Source organism: Sorangium sp. So ce321 (genome assembly GCF_051530195.1).
Classification (GTDB): Bacteria; Myxococcota_A; Polyangia; order Polyangiales; family Polyangiaceae; genus Sorangium.
In genome coordinates, this window is the sequence record NZ_CP150329.1 from 3,648,222 (window position 1) to 3,668,892 (window position 20,671).

Here is a 20,671-nt window from a genome sequence, read left to right on the forward strand (position 1 = left end):
GGCGCGCGGGGCGGGCCGGGGCATGCGCTCAGCGCTTGCGCCGGGATCCCGCGACCACATCGGCGGCCGTCATCGCGGTGGCCGCGCTCTTGAGCCAGCGCCGCAGCTTGTTCACGTCGTCGCAGTCGGCGATCGCGCGCGCCACCTCGGCCGGGATCTCGATCCGGCGCGACCGCAGCACGGTGGTGATGGCCTCCTGCGCCATCCTGATCTCGCCGCGCGCCTCGCCGCGCGCCTCCCCGAGCGCCTCGCCGCGCGCCGCGCCGCGCGCCTCCCCGAGCGCCGCGCCGCGCGCCTCGCCCTCTGCGAGCGCTGCCTCGAGCGCGGGCACGCGCTTGTCCAGCAGCGCGCGGGCCACGGCGTCGTCCGAGCTTGCGGCGTCGAGCAACGCGTGGATCGGCAGCGGCCGCACGAGGCACGGGTCCTCGATGACCGCATCCTTCGGGAGCGGCTGCCAGCCGTCCGTCGCGCGCGACCATTCCAGCACCCGGCGCTGTTTCACCAGGATGCAGAACACCCGCCGCACGCCGCGGTCGATGAGCCGGCGCGCCTTGCTGGTCGGGACGGTCAGCGCCTGCTTGTCGCAGACCTCGAACGCGAGCTCCTCGAGCCGCCGGCGGCCGCCGCGGTCGGGCTTGACCGGAAAGACGCTGGCGTCGGGCGCGTAGTCGCTCCCCTCGTCGACCCGGGTGAGCATGTCGACCGCGCCCCGGTACCCCTTCGCGACGTGGGCGCCGAGGACGTAGGTCAGATCGAAGTGCTGGGTCGCGTGCGGCGGATCGGCCGGGGCGGCGAAGATCTCGGCGCCGTCGAGGTACTCCACCCGCGTCTCGGGCGGCGCCAGCCGGTCGTCCACGTGCGGCGCGCGCTGGCGCGCCCCACCCTGCGGAGGCGCGTGGAGCGTGCGACCGGACGCATCGGCGCCGGGTGCCAGCAGGGCGTGATCGCGCTTGCGCATCTCCCTCAGCATAGCGCGGTGAGCGCTCGACGGCGATCGATGTGCGGGCGCGCGCCCGGCGTCCGGCCCGCGCCGAGGCGGGCTGGATCATGCCGGCACGTTCAGATGACCCAGCTCGTAAAGCCCCATCCAGCCGACCTCCGGGTCGGTGCAGGCGCCCTCCCTGAGCTGCGCGACGAAGTCCTCGATCGGCTTCTCGATCACGTCGATGAACTCGGCCTCATCCAGCGACTGCGCCCCGCGGCGCTCGCACGCCACGGCCAGGAACGCGTGCCGCTCGATCGTCGAGTAGGCGCACTCGAGCGGGCGGCCGAGCGGCAGGAGCCGCCCGGCGACATACCCCGTCTCCTCGAGCAGCTCGCGCGCGGCGGCGTCCTCGGGCGTCTCGCCCGGCTCGACGCCGCCGCCGGGGAGCTCGTCGAGGATCCGGTCCGGCCCCGGCCGGTACTGGCGCGCCAGGATCACCCTGTTGTCGCGGGAGATGGGGAGGACGCAGACGACCCGCCCCTCCTTCTTGAGCGAGAACGTGCGGATTTGCCCGTCCGGGAGCTCGAAGGTGACGTCCTCGATCCTCCGCCATGGCGAGTGCTGGATCACGCGCCGCTCCAGTGCCTTCCACCGCACCACCGTCATGAAGAACCACCTCCGAGCCCGGAGCGCTCCTGCTGCTCCGCGAGGAGGGCCGGAGGACCGGAGGCGCAGGCGTAGCCCATCGCGGGCGCGGCGTCGCGCCGGCCGGTCCCGCGGGGCCACGCGCCGGCTCGCCTGGCGGTCGCGCGCCGGGAGAGCGGTCAGCCCGCGCCCGATGTCGCCGGCCGGCCCGGCCATCGCGGGGCGCGCGCCTTCACCAGTCGTCCTTGCGCCCCTGACGATCCCTTGCCTGCCATTCCGCTTTGATCGCCTCGATCACCTGCTTCGCTTCCTCGGGCGGCTGGGCGGATGAGGTCGTGTCCCGCACCGCCCAGCCGATGGCCGGCCGCAAGGCCCAGGTCTGCGGGTCCTGGGAGACGCCCACGAATCCGCCGAGCAGCTCCATCGAGAAGCGTTCTCCCAGGACCGTCCACGTGAAGGGGGCGAGCGACAGGCCCTTGGGAAACGCGTCCATTCTCGATTCCGGGAGCTTCACGCCCCAGCTCGCGGCCCCCGGGTTCCATCGCGGCGTCCCCTGGTGCTCGAGGTACGGGAACAGCACGTTGATCCAGCCCGTCACGCGAGAGCCGCCGGACATGCTGCGATACTTGTAGAACGACGCCCAGAAATCCCGGTTCACGGCCCCGCCCGAGGCGGTCGCCACGAGCTCGTCGAGCACCGGCAGGAGCCCCTGCATCCAGGTCGTGAGCCCGTACTCCGCGAGCACCTCGGACCGGCGCCGGATCGCACGCCAGTCCTCCGGCGTCCCGAGCAGCGTGATCTCGGGAATACCGCACATCGTGATCATCTCGTACTTGAAGTAGCGCAGCATGGCGCTCATCAGCACGATCTCGGAGGCTGCCCGCTCGACCGGCCCCGTGGTGGAGAAGGACGCGACCACGAGGTCGCGTGACTTGCCCACGTGCTCCGCGATCCGGTCCGAGAACTCGGCAAAGCAGCCGGGCCAGTCGTTGTCGGGCGAGCCCTTGACGAAGGCGCCGCGCTCGATAGTGAGCGTCTCTTTGCCCTCGTGCCGCACGAACCGCCCCCGGAGCTCCTCCGCGTGCAGGTTCACGTGCACCCCGAAGCTCTGCGCGATGCACAGCCATATGTCATCCGGCGACAGCACGAGCGGGTAATGGTGCTCGAACGCCGCGTGCACGGTCTGGAGGAGCGCGTGCTCGATGGCGTGGAGACCGTAAACGAGGTGCCCGAGGTTGCTGCCGCACGCCTCGGCCGTCAGCTTGTGCTGCAGCCAGAGCGACGCGGCGAGCGAGACGGGCCGGAGGGGCCGCTCTGCACGTGGAACGTCGGACACGGCGAAGGTGCGCATGCTCGCGAGGGTATCATGCTGCCCCGCGGCGCGGCCTGCGCCCTCCGCTGGGCGAGGACGGTCTGCACGGCGAAGCTCCGGCGGAGGGGGAGGGAGCACGCTCTCGATCGGCGGCACCGGCTCGCCGGGGCTTCGAGCCGGAGCATGGCCGGGGGCTCGGCACAGAGGGCGCTCCGGGGACCTGACCTGGGTCAGGTGGTGGCCTCGACGCACGGGAGAGGGAGGCGGTTCGACCGCCCGCGAGGACCGAGAACGGTGCTGCGGAAGCGGTTCGACCGCGTATCCGCGACCGAGAACGGTGCTGCGGGGGCGGTTCAACCTGGTTCAACCGCCCATCCAGGACCGAGATCGGGTGATGTCCGGAACCACATCGACATCACCCGAGCGGTGGGGTAGAGAGCCTGGGGTTCGTTTGTCGTTTGCAAGCGTTTGCAAGCGTCGTGCCCGTCGTCGAGACGTCCTGGAGTCGCTGCTCCCGCGGAGCGCGGTGAGCTAAGAGCAGCGCAATGCGCCCCGCGCGGGAACGGCGCGAACGGCGGTGAGGCGCGTGGTAGACTGGACGGCATGGGCGCGGTGACCATCGACGGCGGTGAAACGGACCTCGATCGGTTCGCGGCGCGCGTGTTGAGCGGCTCCACGGTGGTCGAGACGCTGAGCCCCGTCGAGCGTCAGGTGCGCTGGGACATCATGGACCGCTCGGGGCTCACCCGCGCCATCGCGCTGCGCTCGGGCATCGGCCTGACCGTCGCGAAGCTCCGGTGGGAGCGCGCGTGGTCCATGGCGCTCGACCATGGGGCCTCGCGGCTCAAGCTCGTCGTGTTGCGAGGGCCTGGGGCTCGGCTCACGACCAGCGAGGGGGAACGCCATCGCCTCGAGGGGGGATCATTCCACGTCAGCCAGATCAAGCGACCGGTGCGCCTGCAGTTCGATTTCGATGACTGCGAGGTCGAAAGGGATCACGAGCAGCTCTCGCTCGAGATCGATCGCTCGCGACTGAGCGAGCTGCTTGGTACGAAGATCTTGCCCGCCGCGGTGGAGCGCGTGCTGTCCAGCCCGCACGCCTATCCCAGCGATGCCCAGCCCGGCGCGCCAGCGTTGTTCCGGCTGATCGACGAGATCGTCCACTGTGATGCCCGGAGGTCCTCGCGCCAGCTTTACCTCGAAGCGAAGGGGCTCGAGCTGCTGGCCGTGATGGTGGACTGCCTCGAGGAGAGCGAGCGCGCGGCATCGTCGGTGCTCTCGGCGTGCGACATCGACCGCCTGGAGCGGGCCCGACAGATCGTGCTCGCCCGCATGGACGACCCGCCGCGCCTGCCCGACCTGGCTCGTCTGGCGGGGTTGAACGAAGCCAAGCTCAAGGCCGGGTTCCGCACGCTCTTTGGAGACACAGTGTACGGGTACCTTCGCCACCGGCGTCTGGACGAGGCCCATCGCCTCTTGCGGCAGCGACGCTACAGCGTCAGCGAGGTGGCCGCGCGCGTGGGCTACACCAACCCGAGCAAGTTCGCGGCCGTGTTTCGCGAGCGGTTCGGCATCCCGCCGTCGCAAGTCACCTAGCGCTGCTCGGCGGAAGCCGCGAGCCCTCCGCGGGCGATCCCACCGCTCGAGCCGCATCGAAGCCGCCGGCTCGGAGCAGAGATGCTCCGTCCTGGAGCGGCCGCATGCGGCAGCGGGCGCTACCGTGGGGAGAAGCGGCGCACCGGCATGGCGCACGAGCGGCCCGGCCGCGGTGCATCCGCGCCCGGCCGCGCCCCCGACCGAAAGAGACCCCGATGAAAGCAGTCGTCTTCCACGTGTACGGTCCCCCGGAGGTCCTCCAGCTCGCGGAGGTGGACAAGCCCGCTCCCGGTAACCGTGAAGTGCTCGTCCGCATCCGCGCGACCACGGTGACCGCCGAGGACCCGAAGATGAGGGGGTTCAAGCATCCACCCCTGCTCTGGCTCCCGATCGGCCTGCTCTTCGGGTTTCGACGACCAAGAAAGACGATCCTGGGCACCGAGTTCGCGGGAGAGGTCGAGGCGGTGGGCAAGGACGTCACCCTCTATCGCAAGGGGGATCCCGTCTTTGGTTATACCGGCACGAGCTTCGGCGCCCACGCCGAGTACAAATGCATCCCCGAGCGTGCGATCATGGCCGCGAAGCCGAGCAAGTTGAGCTACGAACAGGCGGCCTCCATTCCCAACGGGGCGTTGACCGCCCTGGTGTATCTGAGGAACATGGCCAGGCTCCAGCCCCGAGAGAGCGTCCTCGTCTACGGTGCCTCCGGGGCGGTCGGCACGGCGGCCGTACAGATCGCCAAGGCGCTTGGCGCTCGGGTCACGGGGGTCTGCAGCGGACGAAACCTGGCCCTCGTCGCGTCCCTGGGCGCCGACGAGGTCATCGACTATACCAGGCAAGACTTCACCAGGAACGGACAGGCCTACGACGTCGTCTTCGACACGATCGGCAAGACGTCGATGGCCCAGGTCGAGGGCTCCCTCCGTCCCAAGGGCCGCTATCTGGTGACCGTGTTCGGCGTCCGGGAGCTCCTGCGGATGCTCTGGACGTCGCTGGCGGGAGGAAAGCGCATCCTCGGCGGAGCATCCAATTTCCATTGGACTCCCGGCGACCTTGCCTACCTTCGTGACCTGATCGAGGCCGGCGAGCTCACCGCGGTGATCGACCGATCCTATCCGCTGGCCGACGCCGCCCAGGCGCATCGGTATGTCGAGGAGGGGCACAAGCGGGGAAACGTCGTGCTTACCGTGGACGGGCCACCACGCGCGGCTGCTTCCGAGCCGCACCGGGCGTGACTGGCGCCCCCCCATCGATTCAGCTCACAAGGGCCGAGCCTGCGATGTGCCGCGGTAGGTGATCTGGCCGCCTGTCTTCGACAGCGCGTAGGCGAACCCGAGCTCCAGGGTCGAGCGGGTGACGACGCTCCCGAGGTCCACGCCCTGCTCCACCATCAGCTGCGCCGCCGTCGGCCTGATGCCGACGAGCACGACCTCCGCGCCGAGCAGCCGCGCCGCCCGCGCCGCCCGCATGAGGTGCTCCGCCGACGCCGCGTCGACGACGGCCATCCCCGTGACGTCGACCAGCACCACGCGCGCCTGGCGCTCGCTGATGTCCTGCAGCATCGACTCGATGAAGCGGCCGGACCGCTGCGCGTCCATCGTCCCGACGATCGGCATCACCAGGATGCTGCGCGCGATGGGCACGACCGGGCTGGAGAGCTCGCGGATCGTGTCGAGCAGCGACTCCTGGTGCCGGTTCGACTGCTCGAGCTCGTGGGTCCGCTCGGTGATCCGGTGGACGAGCTGCGCGTTCTCGATCGCCACGGCCATCGTGTCGGCGACACGCTCGATCAGCGCGAGCTCCTCGAGCGAGCACGCCGCGCGGCGCTCGCTCTCCAGGACGAGGACGCCAAAGGCGGCGCCGCCGGCGAGCAGCGGGACGCCGACCAGGGTGTGCACCCCCCTCCCGCGCGCCTCGACGACATCGGGCGCGCCGTGGAGCTCGCTCGAGGGCGTGTCGACGATGATCGAGCCGGCGGTGCTCAGCACCCGTCCCACCATCGACCCCGCGTCGAGGGCGGCGCGCGCCTCGCGGAAGCCCTCCTCCCCCGCGTTCAAGCCGGTGACGAGGAGCTCTATCGGGCGGCCGGCCTGGGCCAGCTGGCGCCTCCGCCTCGTCGCCTTGCGGCTCGCGTCCAGGGTCAGGTACTCGGAGAGGGCGAGAGACCAGGGCGTGCGCTCGAGGGTCACGACGTCGACCCCGGTGTCGATGAAGCGCAGCGCGGACTCTCTCCCGGCCGCCGCGCGCGCCGGCAGCCCGGCCAGGGCCGCCTCGACGCCGTTCAACGCCATCGCTTGGAGCAACTGCACCGCGCGATAACCCATGTCGTGCTCGCGCTGGACGATGGCGGCGTGGATGGTGCCCTCCCTGAGCATCGCGACAGTGTCCGTGAGGAGATCGAAGGCGACGATCTTGAGCTCCCCCCCTCGTCCCAGCGCCCTCGCGGCCATGGACCAGAACGGGCCGTTCGCGGCGCTGACGCCGAAGGCGCCGGCGATTCCTCCTACCTCCACGGCCTCCCGGGAGAGCCGTATCGCTTCAGACAGGTTGTACCGGTCCTCCGTCGGCGGCTGCACGTCGAGGGACGCGCCGGAGACCGCCGCGCGGAACCCCGCGAGGCGCTCCACGGTGTTGACGGAGCCGAGCGCGAATGCCTGCGCGCCGATCTTGCCTCCGTGCGGGAGCAGCCGCGCCATCATCTCCCCGGCGAGCCGCCCTGCAGCCACGTTGTCGGTGCCGATGTAGGCTGCAGCGCTGCTGCCGTCGACGGGCGGCGTATCGAGCGTAACCACCGGGATCCCGGCCGCCGTCGCGCGCCGGATCGCCGGCTCGATGAGCTCCGGGTTCATCGGCGATACGGCGATGCCGTGCACTCGCCGGTCGATGCCCTCCTCGAGGTACGCGCGCTGGGCGACCTCGGCGCCGGCGCTGGTGAGGGCGGTTCGGACGTCCACGTTGATGCCGAGGCTGCGCCCCGCGACGAGGGCGCCGTCGCGGATGTTGTTCCAGTACGCCACCGGCGGTCGTCGCGGGAGGTGGTAGATGCGGAGCTCGCGGTCCGTGGCGCCCCCGCGCGAGGGCGAGCCCCCGCGGGGAGGGTCGCTCAGCAGGACGAGGTACACGGCGCTCCACTGCGGCCTGAGCTGCACGCTCTTGATGCCTTTCGAGATCATCTCGACGAGCTCGTGCGGGCTGGTCCGCGCGGCCACGGCGTTCAGCACCGCCTCGAGCACGCGCACCTCCTGAGCCGCCTGGGCCTTGTCGTCGTAGAGCTCTCGCCGCTCCAGCGCTGCGCCGGCGCTGTCCGCCAGCGAGAGGAGCCGCGCCCAGCGCTCGCCGGAAGGCACCTGCCCGTCCGGCTGCTCGACGGCGAGCACGCCGATCGTCTGTCCCTGCACGCGCACCGGGGTGAGGACCACGACCGCTCCCGCGGGCACGAGGTGCAGCGCCGACGCGCCCGGCAGGTGCGCTCGGTACCACGCGGCGGCCGCCATGACCCGAGCGCTCTCCGCGGAATCAAGCGTCGAGATCGCGCTGGCCGGGCCCGCATCGGCGAGGACCTGCGGCGAGCTCGCGAGCTCATCGTCGAGGCCGACAGAGACCCTGTGGACCAGCCGCTCTCCATCCCGGGTCAGCAGGCTCCCGCGCTGCGCGGAGGGCACGCTGTCCACGGCTGCCTCCACGATACGATGGAGCGTTGCATAGAGATCCAGGCCAGTGCTCATGCGCTTTTCGCTCCGCGACCTACCCCGAGGATCGCGAGGGCTCACGCCAGCAGGCGCGATGAACGGCACCTTGTCAAGAGGGCGACCGAGCCGCTCACGTCCTCGGCCCGGCGTCCTCCTCGCAAGGCATCCACCCAGGTAAGCCGTAGCCCCAAATGGTTCGGTATGTCCGTTATTCCATGACGGCCTGCGGACCTTGTGTGCGAGATAATGCCACTCCGTCATCCATCGTCGACTCTGCGCTTCCAGCTCCTCGCGCGCCCGCCGGCGTCGCGTCTTCGGCCTGAAGCGGCCTATCCGCCGAAGCCCCCGGCCGCCGTCTTCGAGAACGACGTGCCGCCCTGGCTGGCGCGCACCGCGGACTGGGAGAACAGCGCGAACGCCTTGCGGATGTCGGTCGCGTCGCTCTTCGGCGTCAGGATCCAGCGATCCTCGATGCCCATGTCGCGGAAGACGGCGCGGAAGTCGGTGTTCCCGTCGTCGATTCCGATCGCCGCCACGATGTGGGCCTCGGCCCTCCGCATGTCGCGGACGAGCGCGCACACGTCCTTCGCCTTGGCCCACGTCGACCCCGCGTCGGCGCCGTCCGAGATGATCAGCGTGACCGTGCGCGCCGGGACGCCGTTCAGCGCGAACTCCTGCGCCTTCGCGATCACCGTGCCGAGGAGCACCACCGTCTGGTCGTAGAGCGGCGTGCCGAGCTGGGGGTCATAGTTCTTCGTGTCCATCTTCACCGCCTGGGCGATCGGGCAGTACGGATACAGCACCGTCCCGTTCAGGTAGCGGTTGTGCGCCAGGATGGAGTCGCGCTGCCTCGAGTCGGCGAGCGCGCCCACCACCAGGTTGTGCCCGTCCCGCACCGACCGGGCGTTGCCGGCGAACTTGATGGACCCGGAGTCGTCGGGCATCACCGTGACAAGCACCACCTCCGACGACGCGACGTCGTCCACCTGCACGCCGAAGCCGGCCTGGATCTGGGCGCCCAGATCGGTGATGTGCAGCGCCTGCATCGCCTCGTTCGAGAGCGCGCCCTCGTCCCGCGCAGCCTCGAAGAGCTGCTCGATGTCGAGCGAGCCATTCCGATCCGGCCTGTTTCCGTCGTCCTTGCTCATGTTCATCGAAACCTCCACGGTCACACGTTCAAGCGCGCGAATCAGGGGCGGCCGGCGCTGGTCGCGCGTTCGCCGGCGCCTTTCCATCGGATGAGAGAAAGAGAAGAAAATTGAACCACAGAGGCACAGAGGCACAGAGGATAAGAAGATGAGTGGTTGATCTCTCTCTATCTCTATATCTTTACATGTCTCTCTCCTCTGTGTCCTCTGTGCCTCTGTGGTTCAAATTCCCTCTTCTCTTCTTCGCCTCACCGGGCCGGTCAGCGCCGCGCTAGACGAGCCACCGCGCGATCGGGTCGGTGCTCTTCACCAGGTTCATCCCCGCCGCGGCGAAGCGGCCCAGCGCCTTGTCCGCCTCGGCGGTGAAGTCGGCGACGAAGCCCCCCTTGCCGTCGGGCACCGTGACCGGCGACATGCAGTCGGTCATCACATAGATCTTCTTTGCGAGCGCGCGGTCGGTCAGCGCGATCTCCGTCAGGATGTCCTCGATCGAGCTGCGCACGCAGTGGCTCGCCGCCTGGCCGGCGATGACCACCGCGTCGGCGTGGAGCAGCGTCTTCAGGAAGAGCGTGCTCCGCTGCGCCAGCGGCTGGCCGTCGTGCCGCGTGAGCACCTCGGGCTGCATCACCGAGTAGTTCTCGGTGAGCGGGTTGCCGCCCTTCACCTCCACCCACGACTGCACCCCGCGCGCGAACGCGTGGAACATCCGCGCCTCGTGCACGACGCCCGCGAGCGCGTGCCCGTCGCTGCCGAGGATGCAGTGCGGCGGCCACAGGTAAAGCTTGTATTTACCTGCCTTCTCGAGCTCCTCGCAGTAGTACCGGACCTGCTTCATGAGCCACGGGTAGCTCCCGCCGCAAAGCCACCTCGCCACCGCCGGGTTCGGCCGCACCTCGCCGGCGTCGATCTGCGCGGTCGTGATCTCGCGGTGCGCGCTGAGCGGCCGGTCCTCGCGATCCACCCAGAAGGCAGGGAAGAAGATCTGGTAAGCAAAGTGGGTGTCCATCGTGACGGTGACGTTCGTGATGGACGCGAGGTTCCTGTAGATGAACTCGGCGATGCGGCGGCTGTCGTCCACCGCGCCCGTGCCGCTCCTGCCGGCGACGTAGAGCGACCCCTGCGGGAAGCAGAAGTCCTTCTGCACGTCGATGAGCAGGAGGTGGACGTTCTGCGCGTCCGCCGCCGACGGCTTCACGCCGTGCGCCTTCCGCCACGCGGCGGCCGCGCCGTGGAGCGCCGTCTCGTCGGGGTGGTAACCCCACCGCTCGGCGTTCCTCGGATCGTAGAAGGCGGGCATCGGGAGCTCTGTCGTTTTCATTGTCTCTCTCCTCTCGGGCGGTCCGCGATGGCGGGCCGCCAGCTCAGCCGTGGATTCACGAGATGCGAAGCAAGGTGATCGCCTGCGCGTCGACGACGAACAGCCCCTCGGGGCCGACGAGCAGCCGGGAAGCCTGGTTGACGAACGGCTCGGTGCCGGGGAACTGCCGCGTCTCGACGAGCGCTCCCCCTCGGACCTCGACGCGGACTACGCCGCTGTCGCTCGCCGAGAGCAGGAACCCCGAGGCCGCGCACTTGCCCGAGAGCGACCCGAGCCACGAGCCGCCGTCCCCGTCGGCGTCGGCGGTCGCCTCCACCGCGCCGTCCTCGCGCACGACGACGCAGCGGTGCACCGTCCGCCCGGCCTGCTCGGCGGCGAGGAAGAGCCAGGCGCGCCCGCGGCCCGCGCCGGGCGCCGCGCCCGCGTCGAACACGCACGTGGCCGCGGTGAGCTTGCCGCCGGGGAAAGGCAGCTTGACCGTGTCCTTGAGGCCAGGCCGCTCGGCGTCGAACACGAACGCGATCGAGACGCTCCCGGCGCGGTAGAAGCCGAGCCCGAAGCGGGGACCCACCCAGAACACCGTTTGCCCGGCGAGGACGTCGCCCATCGGGACCGCGCCCGCCTCGCCCGAGAGCGCGCCGGCGCCCGGCCTGCCGCTGCGCAGCAGCTGCCCGCCGCGCGTCCAGTAGCGGGCCCGCGCGTTGACGTCGAAGATCGGCCGCGTCCCCAGGCAATCCACCGGGATCCGCTCGGGCGCGGCGCCCGGCGAGAGCACCACGAGCTCGCCGCCCCGGCCGATCAAGGTCGCGCTGCCCTGCACCGCGAAGCGCATCGCGGGGTGAGGGGCGCCGGACATGACGGCGGCGCCGTCTTCCCGCAAGAAGCGCCCGCCCTCGTGGATCAAGGCGCAGAGCCCGCCCGGCCCGACGGACGCGGCGAGGATCACCCCGCGCGTGCTCAGGACCCGCGTCGCGAGCACCTCGCCGTGGACCACCGTCGACGCCTTCACCGCGGCCGGCGCGGCGCCGGCGCAGGTCGGGCAGGCGGCGCGCGCGTGCTCCACGCCGCACCCCGGGCACCTCGTCCAGGCGAGCGCGTCGAGCAGGCGGCGCGGGAACACGCCGCGCTCGTCCTTGACGAAGACGCGGTACAGCGCGTCCAGGAGGTCGTCCGGCAAGACGCGGTAAGGGATCGCCGGCTTCGGATACCGCACCTCGCGATCGAACACGGTGATGCGGCGGAGCGGCCTCGCGCTCTCGGGCACCCGCGCCGACGCGGACCGCGGCCGGAAGACGCCGCCATGGGGCCCGACGCAGAGCAGGCTCTGCATGACCATCACGGCGAACGCGTACCAGTCGGAGTCGCGCGAGTAGGGCCGCGCCAGCACCGGCCGGGGGAGGGAAGGGTCGCAGAGCAGCGGGTCGACGAAGCGCTCGGTGAACACCTGACAGAGGAACGGCCCGAACTGGAAGCTGTCGGCGTCGATGACGAACGCCTCGCCGCCGAGGACAAGGACGTTGAGATCGTTGAAGTCGCCGATCACCACGCCGTGGTCGTGGATCGCCGCCACCGTCCGGTGGAGCCGCGCGAGCACCCCGGAGACGGCGGCCGCCTGGAGCCCGCCGTGGCGCATCGACGGCTCGCCGTAGCGCAGGAGCGGCTCCGCGCCGCGCACGAGGCGCATGGCATAGCCAACCAGGCGCTTCCTCGACTTGTCGGTCGCGAGCTCGACGGGCGCGATCACCTGGTCGGGCAGCGCCGGCGGGAAGGCGCGCAGCTTGTCCTGGTGGCGCTCGATGCGGCGCTCCGCGGCGCGCTGCTCGGCGTCCTGCCCGGCGTAATCGGGGTGATCCGGCGTCTTCCACACCTTGAGCGCCCGGCCGTCGCCGAGGTCGAAGACGTCCGCCTCGCCGCCCTTGCCGATCGACGCCCGAGGGTCGAGCCGGACCCGCTTTGCACCAAGATACACGTCCACCTTCGCCTCCTTCGGGCGCACTCCAGCGCAACTCCAGATCAACCCACCGCGCTCCAGCGTGAGAGGCGCCGCGCCGACCTCGCGAAGCGCCCGCGTCCGCCGCGCCTCAGGCGCTCGTCACGCGCGCCCTCCGCACGATGACCAGCGTCGTGTCGTCGCGGAGCAGCCCGCCCTCGCGCTCCATCCGCTCTTCCTTCCACACGGGCCGCGCCAGCTGTCGGTTGATGAGCGCGAGCCGCCTCCTCACCGCGTCGGGGTTCCGGAAGTAACGGTCGTCCTCCCAGAAGCGCGAGAGCGGGCCGACCTCGCCGCCGCCGCCCGGGAGCTGCCGCGACGACGACTCCAGCAGATCGAGCGCGCCGTCGGTCCCGAGCAGGGCAGTCCGCAGCGCGCTCGCCGGGAAGGCGCGGTGCACGGTGAAGCGCGGCGCCTCGCCGCCCGGCGGGCGATCGAGCAGCCCATACGCGAGGTACGGGGGCTCGTTCCGCGGGAAAGGGCCGAGCCGCAGGAGCTCGTCGCCGAGCGCGATGAGGCCGTCTCCGAGGGAGAAGACGCACGCCGCGTCCCCGGAGATCGCGAGGCCGACCACCGTGAAGAGGAAGTAGGTCGACACGACCTCGGCGAGGCTCCCGCCCATGCCGTCGGCCACCGCCCGGAGCGGCGCGAGCGTCCCGCGCCGCACCTCTTCCCACGTCGCCGGCGACTCGACATCTCCGCCCCGCCGGAGCGCGCCGAGCACCTGCTCGGTCACGAGCCGCGCCCCGAGCGCCGCCCCCACCTCGCTGCGCGCGCCGCTGCCGCAGCCGTCGCAGACCACGGCGGCCAGACAGCCGCCCTCGGCCCGGTAGGCATAGGCGTCCTGGTTGGGCCGCCCCACCGCGAGGTGGTCAGTCCCGGTCACCGTGCCGCCGGCGATCTGGAACAGCGAACCTCCCGCCGCGTCAGCCAAGAAAGCGACCTCGCGAGACATGGACATCCCTTCTGCGCCCGGCGAGGGGGCGCTGCGGCCGGACATCGGCCCGTCAGAGCGCCACACGCGCGGCGCTCCCAGCGTCAGAGCTCCGCCATCGACGCCGGCCCTGGGGGCCTGAACGGGGCGAGCCTCCGATCGTTCGTGTTACGTACACACCAAGCTTAGTGTTCGCTGTACACCTTGTCAACCCTGGGGGGGCGGAATGCGCGAGGCGCAGCGCTTGGGCACCGCGCGCTGACACGCATTGAAGCGGCTGCCTTCACTCCACCGCCAGCCTGCGGGGCTCCTCGTCGGCGTCACGGCGCTGGTCACGACCGCCGCAGGGACGGTACGGTGGGCGCGTCGCGGCGCCGCGAGGCTGACCGATCGACGGGAGGGGTAATGATCCTCAACCAGGAGAGCGCATGACCACCACGACCGATCTCTCGAAGCCCGAGCCGAGCTCCGACGCGCCCCGAACGACGGCGGCGCACGCGAAGCTCCCGCTCACCCTGCTCGCCGTCCTCACGATCCTCTGTATCGCCACCGTGTGGAGCCCCGCGGCCGGACGCACGAGCTGGATGCTCGAGGTGGGCCCCGGCCTGGCCGGCGTCGCCGTCCTGATCGGCGTCTACCGGCGCTTCCCGATGTCCCAACTCGTCTATTGGGGTGTCTTCCTCCACATGCTGATCCTGATCTACGGCGGCTATTACACCTACGCGCTCACCCCGCTCGGCAGCTGGGCCAAAGAGGCCTTTCATCTGAGTCGCAACCATTACGATCGCGTCGGCCATATCGCGCTCGGCTTCTTCCCCGCGCTCACGATCCGCGAGGTGCTCCTTCGGCGGACGCCGCTCCGCCGCGGCGGCTGGCTGACCTTCCTCATCCTCTCGGTGGTCCTCGCGATCGCCGCTTTCTGGGAGCTCCTCGAGTGGTGGGTCACGCTGCTCGTCGCGTCCGACGTGGGGCAGGCCTTCCTCGGCTCGCAAGGCGACATCTGGGACGCGCAGTGGGACATGGTCCTCGCGCTGATCGGCGCGATGGTCGCGCTGCCGCTGCTCGGCGGGCTCCACGATCGCTCGATGGCGCGTGTCCCTGGGCTGATCGAAGGGGCGCCGCGCTGACCGCGGTCGAAGCTCCGCGATGAGCTCCCCCGTGCCGGCCGACGCCGCGTGGAAGCTCCTTCCATGAGCACCCCACGCCCTCAGATCTCGAAGCTGAACCCGTCCTTCTCGAGCCGCTCGTACTTGCGCCGGTCGAACCGGTAGAGCCGCGCCGCGCGGTGGGCGACGTCCTGCTCGACCTCGTCGAGCTCCACGAGCAGCCCGGTGCCGAGCGCCTTCTTGCGGAAGTTGCGCTTGTCGAGCGGGCGCTCGAGGATCTTCTCGTAGAGCCGCTGGAGCTGCGACAGCGTGAACTTCGGCGGCAAGAGCTCGAACCCGATCGGCCGATACCGCACCTTGCCCTTGAGCCTCTCCAGCGCGACCGAGAAGATCTCCTCGTGATCGAAGGCGAGCGACGGCGTGTCGTCCACCGAGAACCACGCCGCCTCGCGCGCGTCCGTCGCCGCCTTGACCCGGTGGTCCCCGAGCTTGACCAGCGCGTAGTACGCCACCGAGACGACGCGCTCGCGCGGGTCGCGCCCGGGGGCGCCGAACGTGTAGAGCTGCTCCAGGAACACCCCCGAGAGCCCCGTCTCCTCCGCGAGCTCCCGCCGCGCGGCGTCGTCCAGCGCCTCGTCGACGTGCACGAAGCCGCCCGGGAGCGCCCACCTGCCGCGGAATGGCTCGAGCTCCCGGCGGATGAGCAGGACCTTGAGGTCCTCCTCGTCGAGCCCGAACACGACGCAATCCACCGTGAGCGCCGGCCGCGGGTGCTCGTACGAGAAAGACATTCGATCCTCCGTGTACCTTACACACCAAGCTTGGTGTCGATCGAACACCATGTCAAGCCGCGCCTCGCAGAGCCCGGCTCCTCCGCGCGGGGGCGGGTGCGCAGCGCGGGGGACCTCGACCCTCCACGCCAGCGCCCACGGCGGAGATGTCCCGCGTCGGCGGATCAGCGAAGCAGCGGTGTCGACGGGGTAGTGCGATGTCGCTCACATGGCGGGCCTATCAAACGTCGGTCGACGATCGACAAACGCTCGACGGCCAGCGCGTATGTGCGGTAGAAGGCTACTGTATGCAGGGGGGCGCGGGGTCGACCACGACGGGGGAGCCTACGAGGGAGGAGCTCGAGGCGAAGCTTCGCGAGGCGCAGGTGCTCCTCCGCGCCATCCTCGACCACCTGCCGATCACCGTGTGCAGGTACGACCGCGAGGGCGTCTTCACGTTCCACGACGGCAAGGGGTTGGAGGTCGTCGGCGCGAAGCCGGGGCAGCTCCTCGGAGCGAACGTGTTCGAGCTCTTCGCAAACCATCCGGAGACCCTGGAGACCAACCGGCAGGCGCTCGCGGGGAAGAGCTCGCACACCAACTACGACGCGTACGGCGCCGCCTGGGAGACATGGCACCTCCCGGTGCGCGACGGCGGCGGGGAGATCGACGGCATGATCACCATCAGCCTGGACGGCTCCACGGCGAAGCGGCGAGAGCAGGAGCTCCGGGCGAAGATCGAGCTCATCGAGAAGCAGCAGGAGGTCATCCGCAACCTGTCGACGCCGATCATCGAGGTCTGGGACAAGGTGCTGACCCTGCCGATGGTGGGCGTCGTGGACAGCCTGAGGATCTCCGAGGCGATGGATAACCTGCTGTCGGCGATCGTGAGCAAGGACGCTCGGTTCGCGATCCTCGACCTCACCGGCGTCGAGGCGGTCGACACGCGGACGGCCGGGGACCTCATCGAGATGATCAAGGCCATCCGGCTGCTGGGTGCGGAGGGGATCATCACGGGGATCCGGGCGAACGTCGCGCAGACGATGATCGCGCTCGGGCTCGATCTGTCCGGCGTGACGACGGTGGGCAACCTGCGCGCCGGCCTGAAGCTGTGCATGCAGCGCATGGCCGCGGCGGGCGAGGCGGGCAGCGCGCCGGTGAAATGAGCGCTCGTACAGGCGCGCTGGCGAGCACATAGCGCGGCGGACGCGGGAAGTGGCGAGTGCGCCACCCGCGCAAGGCAAGCGTCAGGCGTGCTCAGCCGGGCTGTGCGATATTCCCCCCGGCTGGTTCACGAAACGCTCCGGTGATGGTCGACAAGCCCTCGACGAGCCGCGCGCGAGCGCGGTAGAAGACTCTCATGACGGGGGTTGAGGGGGCGACGGGCGGGGCGGATGCGCAGGGCGAGAGCGAGGCGCAGCTCCGGGAGGCGCAGCTGCTGCTCCGCGCCATCCTGGACAACCTTCCGATCAGCGTGGCCAGGTACGACCGCGAGGGCGTCTTCACCTTCCAGGACGGCAAGGGGCTCGGGGCCGTCGGCATGAAGCCGGGGCAGCTCGTCGGCGCGAACGTGCTCGAGCTCTACAGGGACCATGAGGAGGGCGTGGGGGGCCTGCGTCGCGGGTTCGCGGGGGAGCCCACGCACGAGGTCTACGAGGCGCACGGCGCCGTCTTCGATACATGGCACGTCCCCGTGCGCGACGACGCCGGGGAGCCCGATGGGCTCGTCAGCGTCACCCTGGACGCCACGGCGGCGAGGCAGCGAGAGCTCGAGCTGCAACACAAGCTGGCGCTGATCGAGAAGCAGCAGGACGTCATCCGCGATCTCTCGACGCCGATCATCGAGGTCTGGGACAAGGTGCTGACCTTGCCCATGGTGGGCGTCGTGGACAGCCTGCGGATCTCCGAGGTGATGGATAACCTGCTCACGGCGGTCGTGAACAAGGACGCTCGGTACGCGATCCTCGACCTCACCGGGGTGGACGCCGTCGACACGCAGACAGCCAGCTACCTCATCGAGATGATCAAGGCCATCCGGCTGCTGGGCGCGGAGGGGATCATCACGGGGATCCGGGCGAACGTGGCGCAGACGATGATCGCGCTCGGGCTCGACCTCTCGGGGGTCACGACGGTGGGCAATCTGCGCGCCGGCCTCAAGCTGTGCATGCGGCGCATGGCCGCGGCGGACAAGGCGAGCAGCGCGCCGGTGAAACAAGAGTGAAATAAGAGCTCGAAGAGGCCCTCTGGCGCTCACCGACGGACGCGGATGCGGGAGATGGCGAGTGCCCCACCCGCGCAGGGCAGGCGTCAGCCGGGCTCAGCGGGGCTGTGCGATGTTTCCCCCCCTGCCAGTTCGCGAAATAGTTCACGAAACGTTCCGGCGAAGGTCGACAAACCCTCGACGAGCCGCGCGCAAGCGCGGTAGAAGACTCTCATGACGGGGGCTGAGACGTCGGCGACGGGGGCGGAGGTCCGGAATGAGCCCGAGGTGAAGCTCGGAGAGGCAGCGCTGCTCCTCCGGGCGATCCTCGACAATCTTCCGGTCGTCGTGTGCAGGCTCGATCGCGAGGGCATCTTCAGGTTCCATGACGGCAAGGGGCTGGAGGTCTCCGGCCTCCAGCCGGGGGACGTCCTCGGCAAGAGCATCTACGAGCTCTACGCTGGCGCTCCGGGGGCCGTGGAGTCCTTCCAGCAGGCGCTCGAGGGAAAGGCCTCGCACATGGTCACCGAGGCGCACGGCCTCACCTGGGAGACATGGTTCGTCCCCGTGCGCGACGATCGCGGGGAGCCCGGCGTGGTCAGCATCACCATGGACGCCACGGCGGGGAGGCAGCGAGAGCTCGAGCTGCAAAACAAGCTGGCGCTGATCGAGAAGCAGCAGGACGTCATCCGCGATCTCTCGACGCCGATCATCGAGGTCTGGGACAAGGTGCTGACGCTGCCCATGGTGGGCGTCGTGGACAGCCTGCGGATCTCCGAGGTGATGGATAACCTGCTCACGGCGATCGTGAACAAGGACGCTCGGTACGCGATCCTCGACCTCACCGGGGTCGACGCTGTCGACACGCAGACAGCCGGGTACCTCATCGAGATGATCAAGGCCATCCGGCTGCTGGGCGCGGAGGGGATCATCACGGGGATCCGGGCGAACGTGGCGCAGACGATGATCGCGCTCGGGCTCGACCTCTCGGAGGTCACGACGGTGGGCAACCTGCGCGCCGGCCTCAAGCTGTGCATGCGGCGCATGGCCGCGGCGGGCGAGGCGGGCAGCGCGCCGGCGAAATAGCGGCTCGCGCGGCCCCTCCGGCGGGCGCAGGGCGCGCCGGGGGGGCGGCGGATCAGCGGTGGATCACGACGCGCGTCGTGGGGTCCTTGCGCGTGGCCTGGACTGCGTACCACCCCTCCGGCACCGACGGCTCGGTCCAGTGAAAGAGCCACTTCGCGTCGACCGGCGAGAGGTTCACGCAGCCGCCGCTCTGCCCGTCGCCCCAGTTGTTGTGCCAGTACGCCGCGTGCAGGAGGTACTTGCTGAAGAAGTGCTGGCTCCACGGCACCTCCGCCTCGATCCAGTCGTCGGCGTCGACGTGGGGGGTGATGAGCGTCTTCGTCACCCATTTGCGGGTGATGCGGTGCTGGCCGAGCGGGGTCGTGGAAGGCGGCACGAACGGCTCGGTCCGCTCCGGCTCCTCGGCCCCGTTGCGCCCGGCCGAGATGAGCGTCGCGAAGACGGGCCGGTCGTCCTCGTAGGCGATGAGCCAGCCGTCGAGGGCCGCGATCTCGACCCACGTGTTCCTCGGCCCGTCGGCCTGCGCCGCGGGCGGCCCGCCGTCGAGCCGGATGGGGCGCCCCCACGGGGTCCGCCCTTTCCGCGGCCTGACGACCACCGCATCTCGCTCCAGCACCCAGCTCCCGTCGTCGCGCGTCTCCAGGTACGTCCGCTCGCCGACCTGCCTCGATTTGCCCGTCAACTCGACCCGGTCGAGGCGCTCCCACACGGCGTCCGTCTTCTCGAGCTGGTTCCCCTCCGTGAGGCGGTACTTGGGGCGCGGCTTGCGGCGAAAGAACGCGATGGGCAGGCGCACCTCGGAGGTGAGGTGTACCCCCTGGAAGGCGGCGCCCTCGTACGGCTTGACCTTGTCCTTCGGCACGAACGTGAGATCGGCGGCCCAGAGCCATGTCGCCCCGCCGGCCTCGACCTCCCTCGTCCACGCGACCGACGACCGCGGGCGGACCTGCATGTGACGCAGATCGTGCATCCCCGAGGGCCACTCCGGGGTGGCGATGCCCTCCACCTCCAGGAGGCGCTTGAGCCCGAGCGACTCGCCGTAGCGGTACGGCAGCGGCTGATCGACGAGCGGGGCGTGGGCGGCCAGCGTCTGGAGCAGCGGATCGGCCGCGTCGAGGGTGGCGCGCTCGCCGTCGACGCAGACGTAGCCGCGCGGCTCGACGGCGTAGAAAGCCGGGCAGTCGCCGGAGCCCCGCAGGGGGGCGGCGCTCTTCAGCCGGACCGAGCCGCCGAGCGAGAGCTGGCCGACCCACTGGGACTTGGGCCGCGGCGCGGCCCGGATCAGCACCTCGCGGCTCCGCGCGTACACGCGGGTCGGGGCCGGCGGCGCCGCCCTGGCCGGCTCCTCCGCGGCCGGGACGGGCGGCGCCGCGGCGGCCGGAGCCGCGAGGGAGGGATCCGGGGCGACGGCGGGCAGGGTGGCGCCCAGGGCGCCCGCGGCGCGCCCGTCGGCGGGCTCTGCGACCGCCACGCCGGCGCTCCCCACCGGACCGGCGCCCGGACCGGCGTCGTGCCGCGACGACGTGCACCCGAGCCACAGGACGCCAAGGGCAGCACTACAGAAGCGGCCGGGCATAGGCGCGACACCCTAGCACGTCGCGCCCGTCCGGCGGAATGACCTGCAAAGCTGGAACAAGGGGCTCGCGGCGCGAGCGCCGGTTGCATGGCGCGCGGCCCGGGAGGTGCGGAGATCGGCGGCGACGTGCCCGGCGCCAGCATTTCGATCGGCGCGGTGTCACGCTCGGCCCTGCTCGCGCCTAGAGCCGGGGAAGGCCGGCGACGACAGCCGGCCGTGACATCGAAGGAGAGCGCCCATGCGTCGTTGGCTCAAGGTGACCCTGATCGCGGCCGTCCTCGGAATCCCGGCGGTGGCCTATGCTGGTACGCAGCTCGCGGGCGGCTGTCCGTGCGCGGATTGCCCCTGCCCGGACTGCCCCTGCGGCTGAGGATCT

General features: G+C 70.7%; 17 protein-coding genes. 7 read left to right on the forward strand and 10 right to left on the reverse strand.

Features of this window, described 5'->3' with window-relative positions; all coding sequences use genetic code 11:
* Positions 1-28: 28 nt before the first annotated feature.
* From WME89_RS14130 to WME89_RS14140, 3 genes are all read right to left on the reverse strand, one after another.
* Positions 29-958 carry a Uma2 family endonuclease gene (locus WME89_RS14130; protein WP_438009701.1) on the reverse strand — a complete coding sequence of 310 codons (930 nt, stop codon included), beginning with the start codon at positions 956-958 and terminating at the stop codon, positions 29-31.
* A gap of 87 nt (positions 959-1,045) precedes the next feature.
* Entirely contained in the window at positions 1,046-1,591 is a 546-nt protein-coding gene (locus tag WME89_RS14135; RefSeq protein ID WP_438009702.1) for an NUDIX hydrolase, read from the reverse strand.
* A 211-nt stretch (positions 1,592-1,802) separates the two neighbouring features.
* Entirely contained in the window at positions 1,803-2,921 is a 1,119-nt protein-coding gene (locus WME89_RS14140) for a DUF4419 domain-containing protein (RefSeq protein ID WP_438009703.1), read from the reverse strand.
* Positions 2,922-3,350: 429 nt separating this feature from the next.
* Between WME89_RS14140 and WME89_RS14145 the strand changes: the two genes are divergently transcribed.
* A complete protein-coding gene (locus WME89_RS14145; RefSeq protein WP_438009704.1) occupies positions 3,351-4,478 on the forward strand; it encodes a helix-turn-helix transcriptional regulator in 1,128 nt (375 codons plus the stop codon).
* Positions 4,479-4,693: 215 nt separating this feature from the next.
* Positions 4,694-5,713, forward strand: coding sequence for an NAD(P)-dependent alcohol dehydrogenase (locus WME89_RS14150; protein ID WP_438009705.1), 1,020 nt, complete (start codon positions 4,694-4,696; stop codon positions 5,711-5,713).
* Positions 5,714-5,737: 24 nt separating this feature from the next.
* Here WME89_RS14150 and WME89_RS14155 read toward each other — a convergent pair whose 3' ends face one another.
* From WME89_RS14155 to WME89_RS14175, 5 genes are all read right to left on the reverse strand, one after another.
* A complete protein-coding gene (locus WME89_RS14155; RefSeq protein WP_438009706.1) occupies positions 5,738-8,203 on the reverse strand; it encodes a substrate-binding domain-containing protein in 2,466 nt (821 codons plus the stop codon).
* 293 nt (positions 8,204-8,496) lie between these two features.
* The gene (locus tag WME89_RS14160; protein ID WP_438009707.1) at positions 8,497-9,321 is read right to left on the reverse strand and encodes a hypothetical protein; all 825 of its coding nucleotides are present in this window, start codon (positions 9,319-9,321) and stop codon (positions 8,497-8,499) included.
* A gap of 265 nt (positions 9,322-9,586) precedes the next feature.
* Complete coding sequence (locus tag WME89_RS14165; RefSeq protein WP_438009708.1) at positions 9,587-10,633, reverse strand: nicotinamidase; 1,047 nt, start codon at positions 10,631-10,633, stop codon at positions 9,587-9,589.
* A 55-nt stretch (positions 10,634-10,688) separates the two neighbouring features.
* A complete protein-coding gene (locus WME89_RS14170; protein WP_438009709.1) occupies positions 10,689-12,608 on the reverse strand; it encodes a hypothetical protein in 1,920 nt (639 codons plus the stop codon).
* A gap of 106 nt (positions 12,609-12,714) precedes the next feature.
* On the reverse strand, positions 12,715-13,557 hold the full coding sequence (locus WME89_RS14175) for a protein phosphatase 2C domain-containing protein (RefSeq protein ID WP_438009710.1): 843 nt from the start codon (positions 13,555-13,557) through the stop codon (positions 12,715-12,717).
* Between the two features lie 428 nt (positions 13,558-13,985).
* On the opposite strand from WME89_RS14175, the gene WME89_RS14180 reads away from it, so the two are divergent.
* Entirely contained in the window at positions 13,986-14,684 is a 699-nt protein-coding gene (locus tag WME89_RS14180; protein WP_437625715.1) for a DUF2238 domain-containing protein, read from the forward strand.
* 80 nt (positions 14,685-14,764) lie between these two features.
* Here WME89_RS14180 and WME89_RS14185 read toward each other — a convergent pair whose 3' ends face one another.
* Positions 14,765-15,454: an NUDIX hydrolase gene (locus WME89_RS14185; protein ID WP_437625716.1), complete on the reverse strand. Its 690-nt coding sequence runs from the start codon at positions 15,452-15,454 to the stop codon at positions 14,765-14,767.
* Positions 15,455-15,741: 287 nt separating this feature from the next.
* On the opposite strand from WME89_RS14185, the gene WME89_RS14190 reads away from it, so the two are divergent.
* The 3 genes from WME89_RS14190 (at position 15,742) to WME89_RS14200 (ending at position 18,719) form a co-directional block, all read left to right on the forward strand.
* Positions 15,742-16,599: an STAS domain-containing protein gene (locus tag WME89_RS14190; protein WP_438009711.1), complete on the forward strand. Its 858-nt coding sequence runs from the start codon at positions 15,742-15,744 to the stop codon at positions 16,597-16,599.
* A gap of 194 nt (positions 16,600-16,793) precedes the next feature.
* Positions 16,794-17,654 (forward strand): STAS domain-containing protein, encoded by an 861-nt coding sequence (locus WME89_RS14195; protein WP_438009712.1) that lies wholly within the window; start codon positions 16,794-16,796, stop codon positions 17,652-17,654.
* Between the two features lie 213 nt (positions 17,655-17,867).
* A complete protein-coding gene (locus WME89_RS14200) occupies positions 17,868-18,719 on the forward strand; it encodes an STAS domain-containing protein (protein WP_438009713.1) in 852 nt (283 codons plus the stop codon).
* Positions 18,720-18,771: 52 nt separating this feature from the next.
* On the opposite strand, the gene WME89_RS14205 is transcribed toward WME89_RS14200, so the two are convergent.
* Complete coding sequence (locus WME89_RS14205) at positions 18,772-20,190, reverse strand: L,D-transpeptidase (protein ID WP_438009714.1); 1,419 nt, start codon at positions 20,188-20,190, stop codon at positions 18,772-18,774.
* Positions 20,191-20,533: 343 nt separating this feature from the next.
* Here WME89_RS14205 and WME89_RS14210 point away from each other — a divergent pair, with 343 nt between their 5' ends.
* Positions 20,534-20,665 (forward strand): hypothetical protein, encoded by a 132-nt coding sequence (locus tag WME89_RS14210; RefSeq protein WP_436616964.1) that lies wholly within the window; start codon positions 20,534-20,536, stop codon positions 20,663-20,665.
* Positions 20,666-20,671: the final 6 nt, after the last annotated feature.